The organism is Microbacterium sp. LMI12-1-1.1 (assembly GCF_040676455.1).
Taxonomy (GTDB): Bacteria; Actinomycetota; Actinomycetes; order Actinomycetales; family Microbacteriaceae; genus Microbacterium.
This window is the reverse complement of the sequence record NZ_JBEGIA010000001.1, coordinates 527,665-549,472: the sequence shown is the minus strand read 5'-3', so window position 1 is coordinate 549,472 and position 21,808 is coordinate 527,665. Positions and strand designations below refer to the sequence as shown.

Annotated in this window: 18 protein-coding genes and 1 tRNA gene; 12 read left to right on the top strand and 7 right to left on the bottom strand. The window is 69.9% G+C overall.

Features of this window, described 5'->3' with window-relative positions; translation table 11 throughout:
• Positions 1-48: 48 nt before the first annotated feature.
• Together MRBLMI12_RS02730 and MRBLMI12_RS02725 are read right to left on the bottom strand one after the other, a co-directional pair.
• Positions 49-981, bottom strand: a complete 933-nt coding sequence (locus tag MRBLMI12_RS02730) for a metallophosphoesterase (protein WP_349428227.1) — start codon at positions 979-981, stop codon at positions 49-51.
• A complete protein-coding gene (locus MRBLMI12_RS02725; RefSeq protein WP_363353703.1) occupies positions 981-3,788 on the bottom strand; it encodes a transglycosylase domain-containing protein in 2,808 nt (935 codons plus the stop codon). The genes MRBLMI12_RS02730 and MRBLMI12_RS02725 overlap by 1 nt, the downstream gene beginning before the upstream one ends.
• A gap of 109 nt (positions 3,789-3,897) precedes the next feature.
• Here MRBLMI12_RS02725 and MRBLMI12_RS02720 point away from each other — a divergent pair, with 109 nt between their 5' ends.
• Positions 3,898-4,113, top strand: a complete 216-nt coding sequence (locus MRBLMI12_RS02720; protein ID WP_308869972.1) for a hypothetical protein — start codon at positions 3,898-3,900, stop codon at positions 4,111-4,113.
• Positions 4,114-4,115: 2 nt separating this feature from the next.
• Positions 4,116-4,583 carry a RidA family protein gene (locus MRBLMI12_RS02715; protein ID WP_363353700.1) on the top strand — a complete coding sequence of 156 codons (468 nt, stop codon included), beginning with the start codon at positions 4,116-4,118 and terminating at the stop codon, positions 4,581-4,583.
• 180 nt (positions 4,584-4,763) lie between these two features.
• Here MRBLMI12_RS02715 and acs read toward each other — a convergent pair whose 3' ends face one another.
• Positions 4,764-6,758: an acetate--CoA ligase gene (gene acs, locus MRBLMI12_RS02710; protein ID WP_363353698.1), complete on the bottom strand. Its 1,995-nt coding sequence runs from the start codon at positions 6,756-6,758 to the stop codon at positions 4,764-4,766.
• A 420-nt stretch (positions 6,759-7,178) separates the two neighbouring features.
• Here acs and MRBLMI12_RS02705 point away from each other — a divergent pair, with 420 nt between their 5' ends.
• The 9 genes from MRBLMI12_RS02705 to MRBLMI12_RS02665 all read left to right on the top strand — a co-directional run bounded on the left by MRBLMI12_RS02705 (position 7,179) and on the right by MRBLMI12_RS02665 (position 17,442).
• Positions 7,179-8,531, top strand: a complete 1,353-nt coding sequence (locus MRBLMI12_RS02705; RefSeq protein WP_404907244.1) for a TadA family conjugal transfer-associated ATPase — start codon at positions 7,179-7,181, stop codon at positions 8,529-8,531.
• The gene (locus MRBLMI12_RS02700) at positions 8,513-9,565 is read left to right on the top strand and encodes a type II secretion system F family protein (protein ID WP_363353696.1); all 1,053 of its coding nucleotides are present in this window, start codon (positions 8,513-8,515) and stop codon (positions 9,563-9,565) included. Before MRBLMI12_RS02705 ends, MRBLMI12_RS02700 begins: the two co-directional genes overlap by 19 nt.
• Positions 9,566-9,676: 111 nt before the next feature.
• Positions 9,677-9,919: a DUF4244 domain-containing protein gene (locus MRBLMI12_RS02695; protein WP_363353694.1), complete on the top strand. Its 243-nt coding sequence runs from the start codon at positions 9,677-9,679 to the stop codon at positions 9,917-9,919.
• On the top strand, positions 9,916-10,251 hold the full coding sequence (locus MRBLMI12_RS02690) for a TadE family type IV pilus minor pilin (RefSeq protein ID WP_363353692.1): 336 nt from the start codon (positions 9,916-9,918) through the stop codon (positions 10,249-10,251). Before MRBLMI12_RS02695 ends, MRBLMI12_RS02690 begins: the two co-directional genes overlap by 4 nt.
• Before the next feature lie 154 nt (positions 10,252-10,405).
• The gene (locus tag MRBLMI12_RS02685; RefSeq protein ID WP_363353690.1) at positions 10,406-10,723 is read left to right on the top strand and encodes an Rv3654c family TadE-like protein; all 318 of its coding nucleotides are present in this window, start codon (positions 10,406-10,408) and stop codon (positions 10,721-10,723) included.
• Between the two features lie 67 nt (positions 10,724-10,790).
• The gene (topA, locus tag MRBLMI12_RS02680) at positions 10,791-13,514 is read left to right on the top strand and encodes a type I DNA topoisomerase (protein WP_363353688.1); all 2,724 of its coding nucleotides are present in this window, start codon (positions 10,791-10,793) and stop codon (positions 13,512-13,514) included.
• A 62-nt stretch (positions 13,515-13,576) separates the two neighbouring features.
• Positions 13,577-14,188, top strand: a complete 612-nt coding sequence (gene tmk / locus MRBLMI12_RS02675; RefSeq protein WP_363355713.1) for a dTMP kinase — start codon at positions 13,577-13,579, stop codon at positions 14,186-14,188.
• A gap of 462 nt (positions 14,189-14,650) precedes the next feature.
• Complete coding sequence (locus MRBLMI12_RS02670) at positions 14,651-15,853, top strand: DNA polymerase III subunit delta' (protein ID WP_363353686.1); 1,203 nt, start codon at positions 14,651-14,653, stop codon at positions 15,851-15,853.
• A complete protein-coding gene (locus MRBLMI12_RS02665) occupies positions 15,850-17,442 on the top strand; it encodes an alpha/beta hydrolase (protein ID WP_414686166.1) in 1,593 nt (530 codons plus the stop codon). Before MRBLMI12_RS02670 ends, MRBLMI12_RS02665 begins: the two co-directional genes overlap by 4 nt.
• Positions 17,443-17,561: 119 nt before the next feature.
• Here the strand turns inward: MRBLMI12_RS02665 and MRBLMI12_RS02660 are convergent, their stop codons facing one another.
• From MRBLMI12_RS02660 to MRBLMI12_RS02650, 3 genes are all read right to left on the bottom strand, one after another.
• Positions 17,562-18,221 (bottom strand): methionine ABC transporter permease, encoded by a 660-nt coding sequence (locus MRBLMI12_RS02660; RefSeq protein WP_163620537.1) that lies wholly within the window; start codon positions 18,219-18,221, stop codon positions 17,562-17,564.
• Entirely contained in the window at positions 18,214-19,251 is a 1,038-nt protein-coding gene (locus tag MRBLMI12_RS02655; protein ID WP_363353684.1) for a methionine ABC transporter ATP-binding protein, read from the bottom strand. Before MRBLMI12_RS02655 ends, MRBLMI12_RS02660 begins: the two co-directional genes overlap by 8 nt.
• An 87-nt stretch (positions 19,252-19,338) precedes the next feature.
• Positions 19,339-20,241: a MetQ/NlpA family ABC transporter substrate-binding protein gene (locus tag MRBLMI12_RS02650; protein WP_363353682.1), complete on the bottom strand. Its 903-nt coding sequence runs from the start codon at positions 20,239-20,241 to the stop codon at positions 19,339-19,341.
• Between the two features lie 256 nt (positions 20,242-20,497).
• Here MRBLMI12_RS02650 and MRBLMI12_RS02645 point away from each other — a divergent pair.
• Positions 20,498-20,570: transfer RNA gene (locus tag MRBLMI12_RS02645), tRNA-Thr, on the top strand.
• A gap of 83 nt (positions 20,571-20,653) precedes the next feature.
• Here the strand turns inward: MRBLMI12_RS02645 and MRBLMI12_RS02640 are convergent.
• Positions 20,654-21,712 carry a tyrosine-type recombinase/integrase gene (locus MRBLMI12_RS02640; RefSeq protein WP_363353680.1) on the bottom strand — a complete coding sequence of 353 codons (1,059 nt, stop codon included), beginning with the start codon at positions 21,710-21,712 and terminating at the stop codon, positions 20,654-20,656.
• Positions 21,713-21,808 lie beyond the last annotated feature (96 nt).

Sequence of the window (21,808 nt, the reverse complement as noted above, 5' to 3'; positions counted from 1 at the left end):
GATCTGTGGACCAAGCGCGCGAAGCCCCGCTTGGGGAGGAGTCGAGCGCTACGCCTGAGCCACGAGGGTCAGAAGCGATGCCTCGGGCCGGCACGCGAAGCGCACGGGTGCGTAGATCGAGTGTCCGAGACCCGCGCTGACGTTCAACGGCACCGTGCGCCCGCCGTGCGTCCACGAGCTGAGTCCGCGCGCCTGCTTCAGTGGGATGTCGCAGTTCGCGACAAGAGCGCCGAAGCCGGGGATGCGCACCTGACCGCCGTGCGTGTGGCCGGCGAAGACGGCGTCGGCGCCGAGGTCGACGAAGTCGTCGAGCACGCGCCGGTAGGGGGCGTGCGTCACACCGAGCGTGAGGTCGGCGGACTCCTGGCTGCGCAGCGCCGACAGCGGGCCGGGGAGGGCGTCGAGCTTGTCCCACTCGCGGTGCGCGTCGCTGACGCCGAACGCCGCGATACGGCGGCCCGCGGCATCCATCGTTCCGACGCGGTTGTTGAGGTCGAGCCAGCCGAGCTCGTCGGTGAGGTACTCGTCGAGCGCCTGGGTGTCGAGCGGCTCGGACGTGTGCTTGACCTTCGACGGCCCGGTGAAGTACTTCAGGGGGTTGCGGGGGGAGGGAGCAGCGTGGTCGTTCGAGCCGTGGACGAAGACGCCCGGGATGCCGCGCAGCGGGTCGAAGGCCGCGCGCAGACCGCGAAGGCCGTCGACGTGACCCATGTTGTCGCCGGTGTTCACGACCAGGTCGGGCTCGAGCTCGGCCAGGGCCGCGATCCACTCCTGCTTGCGATGCTGCCACGGCGCCATGTGCGCGTCGGAGAGATGGAGGACGCGGATCGGCGCGGAACCGGCGGGAAGCATCGGAACGTCATGGAAGCGGACCGTGAACAGGTAGCGCTCGATGCCGACGCCCCAGATCGCGGCGCCCGCGCCGACCGCCCCCACCGTGCCGAGCACGGTGAGGGCGGTGCGAGTTGCTGCAGGCGGCACTAGTCGTCGTCACCGCCGCCGGGCCCGCGGCCCCCGCCGCCGCAGACTGCGGCCGTGTAGTCGACGGCGATCGACGTGTTGCGGTTGACGACGCTGCCGGCGGACGGGTTGGTCGCGCCCGCTCTCGTCTGAGCGCCCAGTGCGGCGTCGGCCGTACAGCTGCCGTCGCTCACGTTGCCGAAGCCCGCGCTGCGCAACGCCTTCTTGGCGTCCTCGAGCGTGCTCCCCGACACGTTGGGGATCGTGAGACCCTCTCCGTTGCTGGGGTTGATGGTGACGGTGCTGCCGCCCGCGACCTTGCCTGCGCCCGGGTTCTGAGCGCCTACGACACCCGCGGGCTGGTCGGAGTCCACCGGGTCGCCGACGCTCACGCTGAAGCCGGCGTCCTCGAGCGTCTTGGTCGCCTGCTCGATGGTCTGGCCGACGACGTTGGGGAGGTCGGTCAGCACCTGCTTGGTCAGCTCGGAATCCGGGCCTGCGAACCTGTCGCCACCATAGGCTGCGTTCGCCGCCGCCTGCACGTCTCGCGTGATGCGGTACCGGATATCAGACAGGCGGACGCCGTTGTACGAGGTCTTGAAAATGTCGCCGCCGCCCTGGACGTTGCCTGCCCACGTCGCCGTCGCGACCTTCGTGCTCGACTCGATGAGCCACGACTGGATCTCTTCGTGCGTGCCGGTCTTTCCGATGAGAGGCGTGCCGTCGCGCGGGTTGCCCTGGTTTCCGGTGCCACCGTTCATCACGCCCTGAAGGGCATAGGCCGCCGTCGCCGCAACACGGGGCTCGAGAACCTGGTTGCACGTCCGTTCGGGCTTCGGCAGGTCGTTGCCATCGGAGTCGGTGATCCGGTCGATCACCTGCGGCTGGCAGTAGATGCCATTGTTGGCGACCGTCGCATACGCCTCGGCCATCGCGAGGGGCGAGACGTTCGCGGTGCCGATCACCGAGTTGAGGTTCTCCATCTTGATGGGATCGCCGTTGCCCTGCGTGACGCCCATCTTCGTGGCGACGTTTGCGATGTCGCAGAGGTCGAGCTTCTCCGCCATGGCGAAGTAGCCGGTGTTCAGCGAAGACGCGGTGAACTGCATCGGCGTGCCGACGCGGCCTCGATCTCCGGCGAAGTTCCCTGTGGGCTTGGTCGCCGTGTTCGTCCACGTCTCGCCGCAGACGGTCAGCTTCTTGAACAGGCGGAGCGTGCCGTTGAGCGTCTCGTTCACGGACTTGCCCTTCTCGAGCCAGTCGAGGAGTGTGAAGAGCTTGAACGTCGACCCGGCGTTGAAGCCGGTCGAGTTGCCGAACTGCAGATCGCCGGCGTAGACCTGCGCCGAGTAATTCAAGTCGGCCGCGACGGAGGCGTCTTCACTGAACTTGGTGTTCTGCGCCATCGCGAGGATTCGGCCGGTGCCGGCCTCAACGCTCACGGTGGTGGAACCGAAACGACCGGGCGAGGGAACAGTCGTGCCCTGGCGCATCTCGATCGAGGACGGCGCGTAAGTGGCCATAGCCTGCTCGGCGGGGGCCTGGACGCGCGGGTCGAGCGTCGTGTAGACGTTGAGGCCACCACGCTGGAGCGTTTCCTGGCGGTCCTCGGCGGTCTCGCCGAAAGCCGGGTCATTGAGGATGACGTACTTGACGTACTGGCAGAAGTAGGCGGCGCCGCCGGCGTTGGCGCAGCCGGTCTTGGGGGGGTTGATGGCCGGTGTGATCGGCCAGACCGCGGCCTCGACGTACTGCTCGCGCGTGATCTTGCCGTCGTCGAGCATGCGACTCAGCACGTACAGCTGGCGGACCTTCGTGGAGGTGTAGCCGTCGGCCGCGGCGAGCTTCTGCTCCTCCGTGATCTCACCCGAGGCAACGAGGTCGTCGAGCACGGTGAGGTTCGCGCCTTCGTCGATGACCCCGTCCGGCGCCTTGTTGAACGTCGCGCCGTCGGCGCCGAAGATCGAACCGCCCGTTCTATCGATGCGGTAGTTGTTGGGGTTCTGCACCATGCCGGCCAGCGTTGCCGCCTGCGCCACGGTGAGGTTCGCGGCGCTGGTGGTGAAGTAGTAGCGCGCGGCGGCCTCGATGCCGTAAGTGATGCCGCCGAAGTTGGCGATGTTGAGATAGCCGAGAAGGATGTCGTTCTTCGAGTACTTCTGCTCGAGGGCGATCGCGTAGCGCATCTCCTGCAGCTTGCGCGTGTAGCCCTCGGAGCCCTCTGCGGTCGTCGCATCGGTCCAGCAGTTGAGGAGCGCCTGGTCGCGACTGACCTTGACCACCGCCGCACCGTTCTCGTCGAGGACCGGCTCGCCGGCCTCATCGGTCTCGTACTCCGTCTCGGCGTTCTGCTCGCACTTCTGGATCAGCACGTTCTTCACGTACTGCTGGCTGATCGACGAGCCACCCTGCGTCTCCGAGGCGCCCCCCGCGTTGGAGAGCAGAGCACGTGTCGTGCCGATGAGGTCGATGCCGCCGTGCTGGTAGTAGCGCGGGTCCTCACTGGACAGGAGCGCGTCGTACATGACGGGGTTGATCTGGTCGAAGGACACCGGGGTGCGGTCCTGCTCGAGGAACTGCGTCATCAGGCTCGGCTGACCCGTGGCGGGATCGGTGTAGTAGAAGTTGCTCGGCAGCATGAGCTTGTCGATCTCGAGCGAGCTCGGCAGATTGTCGAACATCGTGATCGCGCGCTCGGCCGCAGTGCTCGTGATGGCGACCGCGGGGGTGATCGTCGCTGCGATGAGGACACCGGCTGCGGCGCTGAGGCCCACGAGCCCGGCGAGTCCGCCGAGCACACCTGTGGCCGTGCGTTTGGTATCAGGCATAGGCTTGATCGTAGGGGAGATACCTGGGCGATTCCCTCAGAGACGTGCGCCCGCTGAGGTGTTTCCCAGCCTTCACCTGCCGTCCTTTCCGCATACCCGAGGAGTCGCGATGACGACGTGGGAGTACCTCACCACGCCCCTTCTGATCCACAACACCGCTGCGATCCTCAACAACTGGGGCAAGCAAGGCTGGGAGCTCGTCCAGGTCGTCCCAGGTCCCGAGGGCGGTCTCGTCGCGTACCTGAAGCGCCCTGTCGGCGGGGGACAGCAGAACGCGGGACTGGATGCCGCAGCCCAGGCCGCCCAGCAGTTCGAGGGGGCGTGACCATGACCGTCAGCGACCGTCTCGCCGAACTCGGCATCGCCCTTCCCGACGTCGTCCCGCCCGTCGCCGCGTACGTGCCCGCCAAGGCGCACGGCGACCTCGTCTACACCGCCGGCCAGCTGCCGATGGTCTCGGGCGCGCTGCCCGCGGCCGGCAAGGTGGGCGAGGGCGAAGGGCTCGTCCCCGCGGCCGACGCCAAGGGATACGCCCGCCAGAGCGCCCTCAACGCCATCGCCGCCGCGGCGGCCGCCGTCGGCGGGGTCGACCGCCTCACCGGCGTGGTCAAGGTCACCGGCTTCGTCGCATCCGTTCCCGAGTTCACCGGCCAGCCGGGCGTGATCAACGGCGCCAGCGAGGTCCTCGGTGAGGTCTTCGGCGACGCGGGAAGGCACGCGCGATCGGCGGTCGGCGTCCCCGTGCTGCCGCTCGACGCCCCCGTCGAGGTCGAGGTCGTCTTCTCGTACGCCTGACACCAAACGACAGAGCGGATGCCGCAGCCCTGGGCTGCGGCATCCGCTCTTCTCGTTCGCCCGATGTCGGTCGTTGAGCGAGTGAGGAACCAGCGAGACGAAACGCCCCGGACTCTCCGCGCTATCCCGGGGCGTGTCGTCTGCGGGCGCTAGAGCGCCCTTCGCTCAACGACCGGGGTCTTACCTCACCTGGGCCGAGATCACCGACATGACCGCCGTGTCGGCCAGGGTCGTCGTGTCGCCGACCTCGCGGCCCTCGGCGACATCGCGCAGCAGGCGACGCATGATCTTGCCGGAGCGGGTCTTAGGCAGCTCGCCCACGATGTAGACGTCGCGAGGACGCGCGATCGGTCCGATCTGCTCGCCGACCCACAGGCGCAGGCTCTGCGCGAGGCCGTCGGGGGCGTGGGCGGACAGGTACGACTGCTTGATGATGACGAACGCCACGACCGCCTGGCCCGTCGTCTCATCGGACGCGCCCACGACGGCAGCCTCGGCGACGGCTTCATTGCCGACCAGCGCCGACTCGATCTCGGTGGTCGACAGGCGGTGGCCGGACACGTTCATGACGTCGTCCACGCGGCCGAGCAGCCAGACGTCGCCGTCGTCGTCGAGTCGCGCGCCGTCGCCGGCGAAGTAGTAGCCCTGCGTCTGGAACTTCTCCCAGTACGTCTCGACGAAGCGGTCGGGGTCGCCCCAGATGCCGCGCAGCATCGACGGCCACGGCTCGGTGACCACGAGGAGCCCGCCGTTGCCGTTGCCCACATGGGTGCCGTCCTCGTCGACGACGTCGATCGAGATGCCGGGCAGGGGGACCTGCGCCGAGCCGGGCTTCGTCTCGGTGACGCCGGGCAGCGCCGACACCATGATCGACCCGGTCTCGGTCTGCCACCATGTGTCGACGATCGGCGCGGTCTTGCCGCCGATGATCTTGCGGTACCACATCCACGCCTCGGGGTTGATGGGCTCACCCACTGATCCGAGCAGCCGCAGCGACGACAGGTCGAACTGCTTGGGGATCGCCCGCCCGAGCTTCATGAAGGAGCGGATCGCCGTGGGCGCGGTGTAGAGCACGGTGACCCCGTACTTCTGCACGATCTCCCACCACCGGCCCGGGTGCGGGGTGTCGGGCGTTCCTTCGTAGAGCACCTGGGTCGCGCCGTTCGCGAGCGGACCGTAAGTGACATAGGAATGGCCGGTCACCCAGCCGATGTCGGCGGTGCACCAGTACACGTCGGTCTCGGGATGGATGTCGTGGACGACCTTGTTGGTGAAGGCCGACTGCGTGAGGTAGCCGCCGGAGGTGTGGAGGATCCCCTTCGGCTTCCCGGTCGTGCCCGACGTATAGAGGATGAACAGCGGGTTCTCTGCGGGGAAGGCCTGCGCCTCGTGCTCGCCGGACGCGGCCGGGATGACATCGTGCCACCACAGGTCGCGACCGTCGGTCCAGTCGACCTCGTTGTCGCCGCGCTTGACGACGAGAACGTGCTCGACGGTCTCCTGCTCGCCGGTTCCGCGATCGCCGAGGGCGAGGTCGACGGCGGGCTTGAGCGGGGAGACTTTGCCCTTGCGGTAGCCGCCGTCGGCGGTGATGACGAGCTTGGCTCCGGCGTCGTCGATGCGGGACCGCAGGCTGTCGGCAGAGAAGCCGCCGAAGACGACCGAGTGGATGGCGCCGATGCGGGCGACCGCCAGCATCGAGGCGACCGCCTCGGGGATCATCGGCAGGTAGATCGCGACGCGGTCGCCCTGGCCGATGCCGAGCCCCTCGAGCACGTTCGCGAGGCGCTTGACCTCGTCGGTGAGCTCCGCGTACGTGACGCGACGCTCGTCGCCGGGCTCGCCCTCCCAGAGCAGCGCGACGCGATCGCCGTTGCCTGCCTCGAGGTGACGGTCGAGGCAGTTGTAGGCGACGTTGAGCTCCCCGTCGGCGAACCACTTCGCGAACGGCGGATTCGACCAGTCCAGGACCTCGGTGAAGGGCGTGTGCCAGTGGAGGTCGCGCGCCTTGTCGGCCCAGAATCCGAGCCGGTCGGTCTTCGCCTGCTCGTAGAGCTCGGCCGTCGCGACCGCGTTCTCGGCGAACTGGGTCGTGGGTGCGAAGTGCCGCTTCTCGGTGAGCAGGTGGTCGATCTGGCTGCTGCCGGACTGCGTGACAGGTGACTGTTCGCTCATGGGAGCGCGCTCCTTTGCGGGCTGAGGTGGACGCCGAGGGGTGTCGGCGAGTCTGCCAGGAAATGTACCCAGAGGCGCCGGAGGCGACTACCCCCGATAGTAGGTGGCGAGGTGATGTTGGACTCGGACCGATATATCAGTGAGAATCCTCTCCTTTTCGTTTTGTCAGGCCTCCTACCTCGCATATGCTGACCGTTGGCCGAACTTCGATTCTGGCATTGCGGCGCCCGACGTCACCCCCCGAATTCGGGCCCGCGCTTGGCGGCATCCCATTCCCCCCATGGGATGCCGCCTCTAATTTTTGGGAGCGGTCCCGCTCCACCTGTCACCGGTTCCTCCCCAACCGCTGATGGGCGTGAGTCATCCACGGATCGCTCGGTTCGCCGTCAGACGACGGTCGGTCGCTCATAGCGTCGGGGCATGTCCGCTCCCTTCGTCGCCCGCCCCCGCTCCGGGGTCGCCCCTGCGTCGGCGGTGAACGACGGATGGGATGCCGGCACCCGCTCCGCCCGGGAGGGTGCTGACGCGGCAGCCGTGGGGGTTCGGCGTCCGGTGGCGGTGGCGAAGAGCGCGGCTGCCGAGCGGGGAACGGTCCAGCACGCGGTGGCTGATCGCGCGTCGCGCGCCCCCACACCTGTCGAACGCGCCGGCGCAGCACTCGCAGGGCGGTCAGCGCGTGGTGCCTGGGTGCCGGAGCGCGGCGCTGCCGCGGACGACACGGCACTCGCGGGCGTGCTCCGCGATGGCGGCTCGGAGACGCCGCCCCCGCGCGGCGATGGACTGCGCGATCGCCGCGAGGCGCCGCCTCCCGCGCGGAGAACCGCCGAAGAGCGGCCCGCGGTGCTCGCGCCCTTCGCGGCGTACCTCGACGAACCCGACGTCACGGACCTCTTCGTCAACGGCGGCGCGGGACTCTTCGTCGACCGCGGTGCGGGGGTCGTCGCGGCACGCGAGTGGCGGGCCACAGAAGAAGAAGTACGCGATCTCGCCGTCGCAATCATCGGTGCGGGCGGGCGGCACATCGATGACGCGACGCCGTGCGTCGACGTGCGGTTCGAGGGAGGCATACGCGTGCACGCCGTGCTGCCGCCGATCGCACCGGAGGGGACAGTGCTCTCGATCCGCGTGCCGCGTCTGGAGGTCGCGACGCTCGACGACCTGCAGCGCACGGGCATGTTCGACGAACGCATGCGGCGCCGGCTCGGCGAGGCGATCGCGGGGCGCGCGAATCTCCTGGTCTCCGGCGCGGCCGGCGCCGGGAAGACCACCCTGCTCGCCGCACTGCTCGCCGAGGCTCCCGACCATGAGCGGATCGTGACGATCGAGGATGTCGCAGAGCTGCGGATCGCGCACCCGCATCACGTCCGGCTGGAGGCGCGCCAGCCCAACATCGAGGGCGCCGGTGGCATCGGCCTGGCGCGACTGGTGCGCGAAGCCCTCCGCATGCGCCCTGACCGGCTCGTGGTCGGCGAGTGCCGCGGCGACGAGGTGCGCGAGCTGCTGTCGGCGCTCAACACCGGTCACGACGGCGGCGCCGGGACGGTGCACGCGAACAGCCTGCAGGACGTGCCCGTCCGGCTCGAGGCGCTCGGCGCCCTCGCGGGGCTCGACGATCATGCCCTGGCACGCCAGGCGGCCAGCGCGATCGGGCTGGTGCTGCACGTCGAGAGGGGCGCGGACGGAGCGCGGCGCATCGTCGCGGCCGGGCGGCCGGTGATGGACGGCGACGGTCGCCTCGCCATCGAGGAGGCGCGATGGGTCGGCGAGCGATGACGCGCCCGCAGCCGGCGTCCGATAGGTCGGGCCGGTTCAGCGGTCTGGCGTCGCGGGGGCGCTTGCTGCGGCGCGGGCAGTCGGCCCCGTCGCCGGCCGCGGATGTCGCTGCGACGGTGCTGCGGCTCGCCGTACTGCTGCAGGCCGGGGTGTCTCCCGCCAGGGCGTGGCAGCACCTCGCCGACGCGGGTGATCCATCGGCGGCACTGGTCGTGTCGTCGATCGACGCGGGGATGCCCCTGCCCGCGGCGGTGGCGGCAGCCGGACCGGGCGCATGGCCCGATGTAGCGGCGGCCTGTCAGGTCGCCCTCGTCGTCGGAGCGCCCCTCGCCGAGTGCCTGCGCGGGCTGGCCGTCGCGTTGCGCGACGCGCACGAGGCGGCCGACGATGTGCGTGTCGCGCTCGCCGAACCGGCCGGGACGGCGCGGCTGATGAGCTGGTTGCCGCTCGTGGCGGTCGGATTGGGAGCAGCGCTGGGCTTCGACACGTTCGGGACGCTCTTCACCAACCCCCTGGGACTCGCCTGCCTCGCCGGTGGTGCGATCCTCATGGTGGTGGCGCAGCGCTGGACGTCGCGCCTGGTGCGCGGCGCGCACGCGTCCGATGACATCCCGGGTCTCGAAGCCGAGCTGATCGCGATCGCGCTGACGGGCGGTGTCTCGATCGATCGGGCGCGCTCGGTCGTGCGCGATGCCCGCGCATCCTTCACCGCACGGCCGCCGACCGCCGAGAACGTCGGGGTCGGGCTTGCGCCGGCGCCACGTGACGCCGACGCCGCACGCGAGGCCGGAAGCGATGACGTGGATGCCGTGCTGGCGCTCTCCCGCACCGCCGGCGTGCCGGCGGTGGAGCTGCTGCGCGCGTCCGCCTCCCACGAGCGCCACCGGGCCCGCATCGACGGGCGGCTCCGCGTCGCGCGACTCTCATCGCGACTGCTGCTCCCGCTCGGAGTCTGCACGCTGCCCGCATTCCTCCTGCTCGGAGTCGCCCCGATGATGCTGAGCGTCATGTCGACGATGTCGGTCTCGCTGTGACAGCGACGGCGCCGAAGGCCTCCGGCCCGGCACGCGACGGCGGGCGCTCGGCTCACCGCGTCCCGACTCCCTGAACCGTGCCCGCACACCCTTCGATCGAACGGAGAAATCATGTCCTTCCCCTGGAGCACGCCCTCGTTGCCGACTCTGACCCGTCGACGCGCGGAGCGCCTCTTCCGCCCGCAGCGCATCGCAGGCACGCCGGCCGACGACACGGGCGCCGCGACCGCCGAGTACGCCATCGCGACGATGGCGGCCGTGGCGTTCGCGGGCCTCCTGGTCGTCATCATGCGCAGCGACGAGGTGCGCGGCATCCTCACGGACCTCGTGCGACGCGCGCTCACGGTGGCATGAGCCGCCCGCGGCTGGGCGACGACCGCGGGTCGGTCGTCGCCGAGTTCGCGGTCGCGCTGCCCGCCCTCGTGCTCGTGCTCGTCGTCGGAGTCGGAGCGCTCGCCGGCGCGTCGCGGCAAGTGCGCCTGCAGGATGCCGTGGCGGACGCCGCGCGCCTGAGCGCGCGCGGCGAGTCGGACGAGCGTGCGCGTTCCGCAGTGTCGGCGGCGGTGGCAGGGGCATCCGTCGACATCGTCCCGCGCGGCGAGCTGGTGTGCGTGAGCGCGTCCGCGTCGGCGCTGTTCGGGCTCCGGATCACCGCCACCGGCTGCGCGCTGGGCGGCGGCCTGTGACACGGCGCGGGGGTCGCACCTCGCCCGCCCCGGGGGGCGAGGTGTCCGCTCCGCGGCCTCGTCGATCGGGCGACGTGTCCGCTCCGCGGCCTCGTCGATCGGGCGACGTGTCCGCTCCGCGCCGCGGCGTCGGGCCGACTGAGGGCGGCGGCTGATGCCGGGAACGATGGCGGTCACCGGTATCGTGGCCGCCGCGGCGGTCCTCGCGTCAGGTCTCGCGATGGTCGGCGGCGCGGCGGTCGCCGGGCAGCGGCTGGCATCCGCGGCGGACGCCGGGGCCCTTGCCGCAGCGGACGCTGCATCGGGCGCGATCCCGGGAGTTCCGTGCGAGCGTGCAGCCGAGGTCGCCGGCACGTTCGGAGCAACCGTGGAGGACTGCCGACTGGACGGGCTCATCGCGACGATCACCGTCTCCGCGCAGCTGGGACCGGTGACCGCGCGGGCCGCGGCACGCGCAGGCCCACCGCTGTGATCCCGGCTCACAGCGCCTGTACCGATAACTGGCGTGTATGGTTTGCGTCGAAGAAAGGACGCCCCCGTTGGCAGAAGGCAAGAAGCTCGTCATCGTCGAGTCACCGACGAAGATGAGGTCGATCCAGGGGTATCTCGGCGACGGCTACGAGGTGCTGAGCTCGGTCGGCCACATCCGCGACCTCGCGGATAAGCGCGACATCCCGGCAGACAAGAAGCAGGCGTACGGGAAGTACTCGATCGACGTCGAGAACGGCTTCGACCCCTATTACGTCGAGAGCGAGCGCGGCAAGAAGACCGTCGCCGAGCTCAAGCGCGCGCTGAAGGGGGCGGACGAGCTCCTGCTCGCCACCGATGAAGATCGCGAAGGCGAAGCCATCGCGTGGCATCTGCTCCAGACGCTCAAGCCCAAGGTCCCGGTCAAGCGCATGGTGTTCCACGAGATCACCAAGGACGCGATCCAGGCCGCCGTCGGCAACACGCGCGAACTCGACCTCGCGCTCGTCGATGCCCAGGAGACCCGGCGCATCCTCGACCGCCTGTACGGCTGGGACGTCAGCCCCGTGCTCTGGTACAAGGTTCAGCAGGGCACCTCGGCGGGCCGTGTGCAGTCGGCCGCCACCCGCCTCGTGGTCGACCGCGAGCGCGAGCGGATGGCTTTCGTGTCGGCGTCCTACTGGGACATCGAGGCGCTCGCTGCGCCGAACCGGCCGCAGGGCATCGACGAGTCGTTCTCGACGCGCCTCGCGCGCCTCGACGGCGCAGTTCTCGCCCGCGGCACCGACTTCGACGACAAGGGCCAGCTGAAGAAGGCCGTCGTCGTCCTCGACGAGGCGCAGGTGCGCGAGCTCGCCGCGGCCATCGAAGCTGCGGGCGAGGCATCCGTCACCGCTCTGGAGTCCAAGCCCGGAACCCGCAGCCCCAAGCCCCCCTTCACGACGTCCACGCTCCAGCAGGAGGCCGGGCGCAAGCTCTCGATGAGCGCCAAGCACGCCATGGGCGTCGCACAGCGGCTCTACGAGAAGGGGTACATCACTTATATGCGCACGGACTCGACCGCACTGTCGACGCAGGCCATCGAGGCCGCGCGCGAGCAGGCGGTCGCGATGTACGGCGCCGCGTCGGTGCCGCTGAACCCGCGCACCTACCGCAACAACAGCAAGAACGCCCAGGAGGCGCACGAGGCGATCCGCCCGTCGGGCGAGACCTTCCGCACGCCCTCCGACGTGTCGAGTCAGCTCGACCGCGACGAACTCCGCCTGTACGACCTCATCTGGAAGCGCACGATGGCGAGCCAGATGTCCGACGCGAAGTACGAGACCACCACCGTGACCCTCGAGGTCGCGGCGGGCGGGCGTCGTGCCGAGTTCACGGCATCCGGAACCGTCTACACCTTCAAGGGCTTCCTCGAGGCCTATGAAGAGGGCCGCGACGAGAAGCGCAGCGACGCCGACAAGTCCGATGACCAGGCGCTTCCCGCGATGGCCGTGGGCGACGTGCTGCGGCTTCGCGAGGTCGAGCCGAAGGGGCACTCGACGAGCCCCAAGCCGCGCTACACCGAGGCCAGCCTCGTCAAGGCGCTGGAGGAGAAGGGCATCGGCCGCCCGTCGACCTTCGCGAGCATCATCGACGTGATCCTGAACCGCGGCTACGTCACCAAGCGCGGCCAGGCCCTGATCCCGAGCTGGCTCGCGTTCAGCGTGGTGCGCCTGCTCGAACAGCACTTCGCCGACCTCGTCGACTACGACTTCACCGCGGCGCTCGAGGACGACCTCGACGCCATCGCACGCGGCGAGCAGAAGCGCCAGGACTGGCTGCAGGAGTTCTACTTCGGCTCCACCGACCACGTCGGTCTCCGCAACATCGTCGAGAACCTCGGCGAGATCGACGCCCGCGCACTCAACTCCACGCCGATCGGCGATGTCGCGACCCTGCGGTTCGGCAAGTACGGGCCGTACCTCGAGGTGCCCGACAAGGAGAATCCGGATGCCGAGCCCCGCCGCGTCAACATCCCCGAGGATCTCGCGCCCGACGAGCTGACCCCGTCGCGGGCGCAGGAGCTCATCGACGCGCCCGTCGCGGGCGACCGCGTGCTGGGTGAGAACCCGGCGAGCGGCAAGCTCGTGGTCGTGAAGGACGGACGCTTCGGCCCGTACGTGCAGGAGACCGACCCGCCGGCGGCGGAAGAGGTCGACGAGGAGACCGGCGAGGTCGTCGCGGTCGAGCCCGAGCCCGAGCCCGCCCCGAAGAAGCGCGGCGCGAAGAAGGAGGCCGCGCCCAAACCGCGGACGGCGTCCCTCTTCAAGTCGATGTCGGTCGACACCATCGACCTCGACACCGCACTCCAGCTGCTCGACCTTCCGCGCACCGTCGGCCTCGACCCCGAGACCCAGGAGCCGATCACCGCGCAGAACGGCCGGTACGGTCCCTACCTCAAGAAGGGCACCGACTCGCGGACGCTGCAGAGCGAGCAGCAGATCTTCGACATCACGCTCGATGAGGCGCTCGCCGTCTACGCGCAGCCGAAGTACGGCGCCCGCGGCGCCTCCTCGGCGCTGAAGGAGTTCGAAGCCGACCCCACGAGCGGCAAGGCGATCAAGCTCAAGGACGGCCGGTTCGGTCCGTACGTCACCGACGGCGAGACGAACGCGACGATCCCGAAGGGCGAGGACGCGATGGAGGTCACGTTCGAGCGCGCGGTGCAGCTGCTGGCCGACAAGCGGGCGAAGGGTCCGGCCAAGCGTCCGGCGCGGCGCACGACGACCACGCGCAAGCCCGCGGCGAAGAAGTGACGGCGGACACCGAGCCCCGATCGGTTCCTGAGCCCTCCGGAGGGCGGCCGTCGGCGACCGGACTGTTCGTCACGTTCGAGGGCGGCGACGGGGTCGGCAAGACGACCCAGGCGGCGCTCCTCGACGAGTGGCTGACGGATGCCGGACGCACCGTGGTGCGCACGCGTGAGCCGGGCGGAACCGAGGTGGGCGTGCTCATCCGCGACATCGTCCTGCACCACCGGGGCGAGGTCGCCGCCCGCGCCGAAGCACTGCTGTACGCCGCGGATCGCGCGCACCACGTCGAGACGCTGGTGCGTCCCGCGCTCGCGCGCGGCGAGGTCGTGATCCAGGACCGTTACCTGGACTCTTCCGTCGCCTACCAGGGCGCCGGACGCGTGCTCGGCCGTGATGAGGTGCGCCAGCTGTCGCTGTGGGCGACGGACGCCCTGCTGCCCGACGTGACCGTGCTGCTCGACCTCGACCCCGCGACGGCGCGCGCGCGGCTCGACGCCGACGACAAGCCGTTCGACCGGCTCGAGGCCGAGAAGGAGCACTTCCACGCCCGCGTGCGCGAGGAGTTCCTGGCCCTCGCGACCGCCGAACCCGCCCGCTTCCTCGTACTCGACGCGTCCCGCCCCGTCGACGAGCTCGCCGCCGCCGTGCGCGAGCGTGTGGCCACCCTGCTGGGCTGACCGTACGCTGGGCGGCCGGCATCCGTTCCGAGTTCGGGTGATTTCACCGGGCCGCTGGCATCCGTTCCGAGTTCAGGTGATTTCACCGGGGTAGGACGCTTTGCGCGCAGATCGTCCTGCCTTCGCCACATCACCTGATCTGGTGACTCGCAGATGCCCCGGTGCGGACGGACGTCCCCGGTGCGGACGGACGTCCCCGGTGCGGACGGACGTCCCCGGTGCGGACGGACGTCCCCGGTGCGGACGGATGCTCGAGGAGGGATGCCCCGGTGCGGACGGACGTCCCCGGTACGGGGGTGGTTCCCGCGCTCGTGTCTGCTGCGAGATCAGGTGATTTCACCGGGGTAGGACGCTTGCCCGCAGATCGTCCTGCCTTCGCCACATCACCTGATCTGGAGACGTGGTCGCGGAGGCTATCGACCGAGGCGCGCGCTGTCAGCCCCCGCGGTTAGGCTGGGCGGGATGGATGCCGCGACCCAGCCTGCCAGCGCGCACGAGCGCGACGCGCGCGACGGCGCGGGCAGCGGAGCGGCCCTGCCGTGGGGCGATGTGTGGGGACAGCCCGAGGCGGTCGCCGCACTGCGTGAGGCGGCATCCGACCCCGCGTCGATGACGCACGCGTGGCTCATCACCGGCCCCCCGGGGTCGGGCCGCTCGACGCTGGCGCACGCGTTCGCGGCGGCCCTCATCGCCGAGCCGGGCGACGAGCGGGCGATGCAGCAGGTGCTGGCGGGCACCCATCCCGATCTGACGGCGCTGCGCACCGAAGGCGTCATCATCTCCATCAAGGACGCCCGGGCGCTCGTCGAGCGCTCGTACTTCTCACCATCGCTGGGCCGCTATCGGGTCATCGTCATGGAAGACGCCGATCGCATGGCCGAGCGCACGTCGAACGTTCTGCTCAAGGCGCTCGAGGAGCCTCCCGAGAGGACCGTGTGGGTGCTGTGCGCGCCGAGCGACGCCGACCTCCTGCCCACGATCCGCTCGCGCGTGCGCACGCTGCGGCTGCGGGAGCCCGATATCGCCGACGTCGCCGATCTCATCGTGCGGCGCAGCGGCGTCGATCCGGTGATCGCCGAGCAGTCGGCGCGGCACGCCCAGCGTCACATCGGCATGGCCCAGCGGCTGGCGACGGATGCCGCGGCCCGCGCGCGCCGCGATGCCACGCTGCGGGGGGTCCTGGCGGTGCGGGGCGTCGGAGACGCCGTCGAGGTGGCCGGAGCGATCGTCGCCGCGGCGACCGACGACGCCAAGGCGCTCACGGCGGAACGCGACGAGGCGGAGCGCGCCTCGCTCCTGCGCACCCTCGGCATCGCCGAAGGCGGCGCGATCCCGCCGGCGGTGCGCTCACAGCTGTCGGCCCTCGAGGACGATCAGAAGCGCCGCGCCACGCGCAGCCTGCGCGACGGCATCGATCGCGTGCTGACCGACCTCGAGTCCATGTTCCGCGATGTGCTGATGCTGCAGTTCGGCCGCGACGCCGTCCTCATCAACCGCGAGCTCGAGCCCGACCTGCGTGCGCTCGCCGTCGCGTGGACGCCGGAGCGCACCCTGACCGTCGTGGATCGCATCGGCGTCACCCGTGAGAATCTCGAACTGAACGCCGCGCCGGCGCTGGCGCTGGAGAGCATGCTCGTCACCGTCGCAAGCGGAAGGACCCCGTGAACCAGACCCGCCCCCGCCGAGGCCCTCGGCCACCGCGCTTCGACAGACTCGGCGACCGGTGGAGGATCCCTGCCCTCGTGGCCGGCCTGGCTGCGGCATCCGTCCTGCTGAGCGGCTGTCTCTCCGCGATGATCCCCGACGCGTCGCCGCGTCCGACATCGAGCAAGGCGGCCGACGTCGACGGCGTGCCGGCAGACCTGCTGCCGTTCTACGAGCAGGACCTCGCCTGGACCGACTGCGACGGCTTCGACTGCACCACGGTGACCGCCCCGCTGGACTGGGCGGACCCGTCGAAGGGCGAGATCGAGCTGTCGGTCATCCGCAGCCGTGCCGAGGGGAGCGGCGAGCCCATCGGGTCGCTGCTCACCAACCCGGGCGGGCCCGGAGCGAGCGGTGTGGGGCTCATCCGCGACTCGGTCTCGTTCGCCGTGAGCGACCCGGTGCGCCAGCGGTTCGACGTGATCGGTTTCGATCCGCGCGGCGTCGGCGAGTCGACGGCTGTCACCTGCTTCGACGCGAGCGCGATGGACGCGTACCTCTTCGACATCCCGCAGGGCGCCCGCGGAACGGATGCCTGGACCGACGAGCTCCTGGCCCGGCACCAGGAGTTCGGCGAGGCGTGCGAGGCGAACAGCGACGGCATCCTGCCGTACATCACGACCGACAACGCCGCCCGTGACATGGATCTGCTCCGCGCGGTGCTCGGCGACACCGAGCTCAACTATCTCGGCTACTCGTACGGCACGTTCCTCGGAGCCACGTACGCGAAGCTGTTCCCCGAGAAGGTCGGGCGCCTCGTTCTGGACGGCGCCATCGATCCGTCCATCCCGGGGCTCGACGTCGGGATCACCCAGGGCATCGGCTTCGAATCGGCTCTGCGTGCCTACATGGCGGACTGCCTCACCGACGACGAGTGCCCGTTCCGCGGCACGGTGGACGAGGCGATGGCCGATCTCGGGACGCTGCTGGCAAGCGTCGACCGCGACCCGATCCCGAACGGCGACGGGCGCATGCTGGGCGCCGACTCGCTCATGACGGCGATCGTGGCCGCCCTGTACTCGCAGGACAGCTGGGCTTACCTGACCACGGCGCTCAGCGACGTGCTCGAGGGCAACGCCGACGTGGCGTTCCAGCTCGCCGACTTCTACTACAACCGTCAGGACGGCGCCTACCTCGACAACCAGACCGAGGCCTTCCGCGCGTACAACTGCATGGATTACCCGGTCGACGCGACCGACGAGGAGCAGGCCGCCGCAGAGGCGCTGCTCGCTGCCGAGGCGCCGACCGTCGCCCCGTACTGGAGCGGGCCCGACCCCTGCCAGGTCTGGCCGTACCCGGCGACGGGCGTGCGCGAGCGCATCACGGCCGAGGGCGCCGCGCCGATCGTCGTCGTGGGTACGACGAACGATCCCGCGACACCGTACGAGTGGTCGGTCTCGCTGGCCGAGCAGCTGTCGTCCGGCGTGCTGGTGACGCGCGTCGGCGAAGGCCACACCGGCTACAACAAGGGCAACGCGTGCGTCGACTCCGCGGTGGAGACCTACCTGCTCGACGGCACACCGCCCGAGGACGGCCTGCGCTGCGAGTGAACCCCGACGCATGACAGAGCGGATGCCGCAGCCGCGGCATCCGCTCTCTCATGCCGGCGCGGCCGCCGGAGCACTCAGCGCCGGAGCGCTCCGCGCCGGAGCCCTCGCCGCCGGAGCCCTCAGCGCCGCAGCACGCGGCGGGCGAGAGCGTTGCCGATGAACTGCACGGCCTGCACGATCACGATGATCACGAGCACCGCCGCCCACGTGACCCACGGGTTGAACTGCTTGAAGCCGTAGACGATCGCGAACTCGCCGAGGCCCCCGGCCGCCACCGCGCCGGCGATGGCGGTCATGTCGACCAGCGCCACCACGATGAACGTATAGCCGAGGATCAGCGGGCCGAGCGCCTCGCGGGGGAGCAGGCGCAGGAGGATCCGCGAGCGGCTCGCACCGGTGGCCCGGGCCGCCTCGATGACACCGGGGCGTACCGTGAGCAGGTTCTGCTCGACGATGCGGCTGATGGCGAACAGCGACGCGATGGTGATCGCGAAGATCCCGAACTCGGGCCCGATCCCGGGGATGCCGAGGCTGCGGGCGATCGGCTGCACCGCGGCGAGCAGGATCACGAACGGGATCGGCCGGAAGAAGTTGACGATCACGTTGATGGTCCCGAAGAGGAACCGGTTGGGGAAGAGGCTTCCGGGTCGCGTCGCGTACAGTGCCAGGCCGACGAACAGGCCGGCGATGCCGCCGAACACGAGGCTGAGCGACACCACGTACAGGGTCTCGGCCGTCGCGGCCCAGAGCTCGGGAAGCAGATCGACGAGCCTATCCACGGGCGTCCTCCTCGATGAGCGGCGCGAACGCCGACGCGGCGTCGATGGCCCGCTGCACGGCATCCGCCTCTCCGGTCAGCGCCAGGGTCAGATGCCCGAACACGCGCCCGGCGATGTCGTTGATCCCGCCGTGGATGAGCTCGAACCGCACGCCGTGCGACGAGAGTGCGGCGAACACGTCCGCCTGGGTGATGTCGCCCTCGCGCACCGTGAACGTCACGATCCGCCCGGGGTGGCGATCCCGGAGCGTGCGCAGCTGGTCGCCGGCGGGCACGTCGTCGATGATGCTCGCGACGAACCGGCGCGTCGCCGCGTGGCGGGGTGCCGACAGTACGTCGAAGACCGCGCCGCTCTCGATGATGCGCCCGTTCTCCATCACGACCACGCGGTCGGCGAGCGTGCGGATGACGTCCATCTCGTGGGTGATGACGAGGATCGTGACGCCGAGCTCCGCGTTGATGCGTGCGAGGAGGGCGAGCACCTCCTGGGTGGTGTCGGGATCGAGCGCGCTCGTCGCCTCATCGGCCAGCAGGATGCGCGGGCTCGTCGCGAGCGCCCGGGCGATGCCGACGCGCTGCTTCTGACCGCCCGAGAGCTGCTCGGGATAGCTGCGCGCCTTGTCGGCCAGGCCGACGAAGCGCAGCAGGTCGTCCACGCGCGCCGCGATCTCGGCCCGCGGGCGGCCGGCGACCTCGAGAGGGTAGGCGACGTTCTTCGCCACCGTGCGCGAGTCGAAGAGGTTGAACTGCTGGAAGATCATGCCGATGTCGCCGCGCAGCTCACGCAGTTCGCGCTCGCGAAGCCGGGTGATGTCGCGGCCGTCGATCTCGACGGTGCCGCTGGTCGGTGTCTCCAGTGCGTTCACCAGGCGCAGCACGGTGCTCTTGCCGGCGCCGGAGTAGCCGATGATGCCGCACACCTCGCCGGCCGCGACGTCGAGCGAGACGTCGTCGACGGCGACGATGGGCGGGGCGTCCTTGGCGGACGCCGGGAAGGTCTTGGTCACGCCGTTCAGGCGGATGAGGGTCATGGGTGCTCCTCGGCGGAACGCGCGTGTGCGGCCCGGGCGCACGAGGCGCCGATGGGCCGCACAGGCGAGTGCCGCGGTGTGGCGGTCTTACGAATTGGCGCGGATGTCGTCCTCGACGTCGGTGAGCGACGTGAGGAGCTCGTCGACAGGCGTCTTGACGAGGACGGCGGTGCCGCCCGACGCCTCGACGACGCCATCGAGCACGTCCTGCGTGTTCTGGTAGATCTCCACGAGCTTGAGGTACGTCGGGTTGTCGGCGTCCTCGGCCTTGGCCGCGAAGATGTTGATGTATGGGAACGCGTTCGGGTCCGACGGGTCGTCGGTGGCGATCGCGTCCTCGGGCGTGAGGCCGGCGTCTGCGAGGAAGTCGTTGTTCACGATCGACGCGGCGACGTCGGGCAGGGAGGTCGCGGTGAACGCGGCGTCGAGCGCCTCGACCTTCACCTTCGACTCGGGGAGCACATCGGCGACGGTGGAGAACACCGAGCCGCCGTCTGCCAGCTCGATGAGTCCGGCCGACTGCAGCACGAGAAGCCCGCGGGCCTGGTTCGACTCGTCGTTGGGCACGGCGACCGTGGAGCCCTCGGGGATGTCGTCGACCGACGCGTACTGCGACGAGTACAGGCCCAGCGGGTAGATCGCGGTGGCGCCGATCGGCTGCAGGTCGTCGTCGCTCTGCACGTTGTAGGTCGCGAGGTAGATGATGTGCTGGAACTGGTTGAGATCCAGCTCGTCGGCCGAGAGCGCGGGGTTCGGCTGCGTGTACTCGCTGAAATTGACGAGCTCGACCTCGATGCCCTCGTCGGCGGCCGCCTCCTTGTAGGTCTCCCAGTACGGGTCGCCGGAGTCGACGACGCCGATGCGGACCACCTCGTCCTCGGCGGACCCGCCGGCGGCGGCATCCGTCCCGTTTCCGGCGCATCCGGCGAGGAGGAGGGCGAGCGGCAGCGCGAGCGCTGCGGTGGTGATGAGCTTCTTGGGCGTGGACATGTGCGTGCTCCTGTGGATCGAGGCCCGTGTCGGCGGGTGACCGCGTGCACGATCCACGGGACCGCGCACGCTTCGTCGCGGACCGCGTTCGAACCTACGTGGCGCCCGCCGCTCGTTCGAACCGGGCCGTAACACGTCGACACCCAGCGAGCGCCGACGCCGGGGGAGGAGGCAGAGCCGCAGGCGACCCGTCGTGTTCGCGAGCACTCGCGAGACCCTGTAAGATCGTTGCTTGTGCATCGCGCAAGCGAGGCGCGCCACCTTAGCTCAGTCGGCAGAGCGATTCACTCGTAATGAATAGGTCAAGGGTTCGATTCCCTTAGGTGGCTCGAAAAAACCCCCGGAATTCCGGGGGTTTTCTCGTTGGCGGGGGAGTGGCTGTGAGCGCCGTGGGGCAGGCGTGGGGCAGAGGCTATGCCGCCTTCGACTTCTTCTTGCCCTTCTTCCCTGATTCCAGGGCCTTCCGCGGGTCGCTCATCGACTTCAGAATGGCGGCCTTGGGCGGCTCCGCGAGGTGCGCGTAGCGCTGCGTGGTCTCGCTCGAGACGTGCCCGAGCAGTCGGCCGACCTCGGCCAGCGGCACTCCATCCTGCAGGAGCCACGAGGCGTAGGTGTGCCGGAGGTCGTGCACCCGGCCGCCGGTCTGCAGCGGATACCAGACGTCGCGCTTCCAGTTGCTCGGGTTGATGTGCCCCAGCAGCCGCTCGCGCTGCATGAACGGATCGATGGCCTCCATCACCCAGTCGGGGATCGGGACGTCACGGATGCGCCGGCTCTTCGGGTACGCCTTCATCTCGCCGCTGTAGGAGATTGCCACCTCGGCGATGCGGACCATCTGCCGCTTCGTGTCGATGCGCCGCGAGTGCAGGCCATCCATCTCACCCCAGCGCATGCCGGTGCCGACAAGGAGGGAGATGACGGCGCGATCGAATGGATCGTCGATGCGATCGAGGAAGCCGCCCACCTCCTTCCGCGTGAAGAACCGCATCACGTCTCGCTCGCCCTGGGGGAGCTTGAGCCGGAAGGCCGGGTTGATCGAGATGATCTGCGCGTCGATCGCGCCGGAGAGCGACGACGACAGGATCCGCACCGCGCGGATCGCACTGGACTCCGCCAGCCCGTCGGCGACGAGCTCGGCCGCCCAAGCCTTGATCTCGAAGCGGGTGATGTCCGCGATCGCAACGTCGTTCCAGCGGGGCCGGAGGTGGGTGTTCAGCATGGACGTATCGGCCCGGAGCGTCGACGCAGCGACCTGTCGGGTCGGCCACCACGTGTCGGCCCAGTCGCCCCACTTGCGGCCGGCAGCGCGCGGATCGCGCCAACCAGGGAGAGAGGCCTCGTTCTCCTCCATCGTGGCCTGCGCCAGTGCCTTCTTCATGTGCGGGTAGGTGCCCGCGGATCGCTTATCGCCGCTCGGGGTGCGGTACATGCCGCGGTACTTGCCCGACGGCAGCCGTTCAGTCCATGCCATGCGTCGAACGTAGCATTTAGCTAGCTGTTGTTGCAATGTGTGGAGTTGTGGTGCAGACTCGACCTCGGCACGATTTGCTAGCTAATCGAGAGGAGC

What these genes read in the sequence shown, in the direction of transcription:
- MRBLMI12_RS02725 (WP_363353703.1), bottom strand. Translation starts at nt 3,788, where the DNA reads ATGCCTGATACCAAACGCACGGCCACAGGTGTGCTCGGCGGACTCGCC.
- MRBLMI12_RS02720 (WP_308869972.1), top strand. Translation starts at nt 3,898, where the DNA reads ATGACGACGTGGGAGTACCTCACCACGCCCCTTCTGATCCACAACACC.
- MRBLMI12_RS02715 (WP_363353700.1), top strand. Translation starts at nt 4,116, where the DNA reads ATGACCGTCAGCGACCGTCTCGCCGAACTCGGCATCGCCCTTCCCGAC.
- acs (WP_363353698.1), bottom strand. Translation starts at nt 6,758, where the DNA reads ATGAGCGAACAGTCACCTGTCACGCAGTCCGGCAGCAGCCAGATCGAC.
- MRBLMI12_RS02705 (WP_404907244.1), top strand. Translation starts at nt 7,179, where the DNA reads ATGTCCGCTCCCTTCGTCGCCCGCCCCCGCTCCGGGGTCGCCCCTGCG.
- MRBLMI12_RS02700 (WP_363353696.1), top strand. Translation starts at nt 8,513, where the DNA reads ATGGGTCGGCGAGCGATGACGCGCCCGCAGCCGGCGTCCGATAGGTCG.
- MRBLMI12_RS02695 (WP_363353694.1), top strand. Translation starts at nt 9,677, where the DNA reads ATGTCCTTCCCCTGGAGCACGCCCTCGTTGCCGACTCTGACCCGTCGA.
- MRBLMI12_RS02690 (WP_363353692.1), top strand. Translation starts at nt 9,916, where the DNA reads ATGAGCCGCCCGCGGCTGGGCGACGACCGCGGGTCGGTCGTCGCCGAG.
- MRBLMI12_RS02685 (WP_363353690.1), top strand. Translation starts at nt 10,406, where the DNA reads ATGCCGGGAACGATGGCGGTCACCGGTATCGTGGCCGCCGCGGCGGTC.
- MRBLMI12_RS02670 (WP_363353686.1), top strand. Translation starts at nt 14,651, where the DNA reads ATGGATGCCGCGACCCAGCCTGCCAGCGCGCACGAGCGCGACGCGCGC.
- MRBLMI12_RS02655 (WP_363353684.1), bottom strand. Translation starts at nt 19,251, where the DNA reads ATGACCCTCATCCGCCTGAACGGCGTGACCAAGACCTTCCCGGCGTCC.
- MRBLMI12_RS02650 (WP_363353682.1), bottom strand. Translation starts at nt 20,241, where the DNA reads ATGTCCACGCCCAAGAAGCTCATCACCACCGCAGCGCTCGCGCTGCCG.
- MRBLMI12_RS02640 (WP_363353680.1), bottom strand. Translation starts at nt 21,712, where the DNA reads ATGGCATGGACTGAACGGCTGCCGTCGGGCAAGTACCGCGGCATGTAC.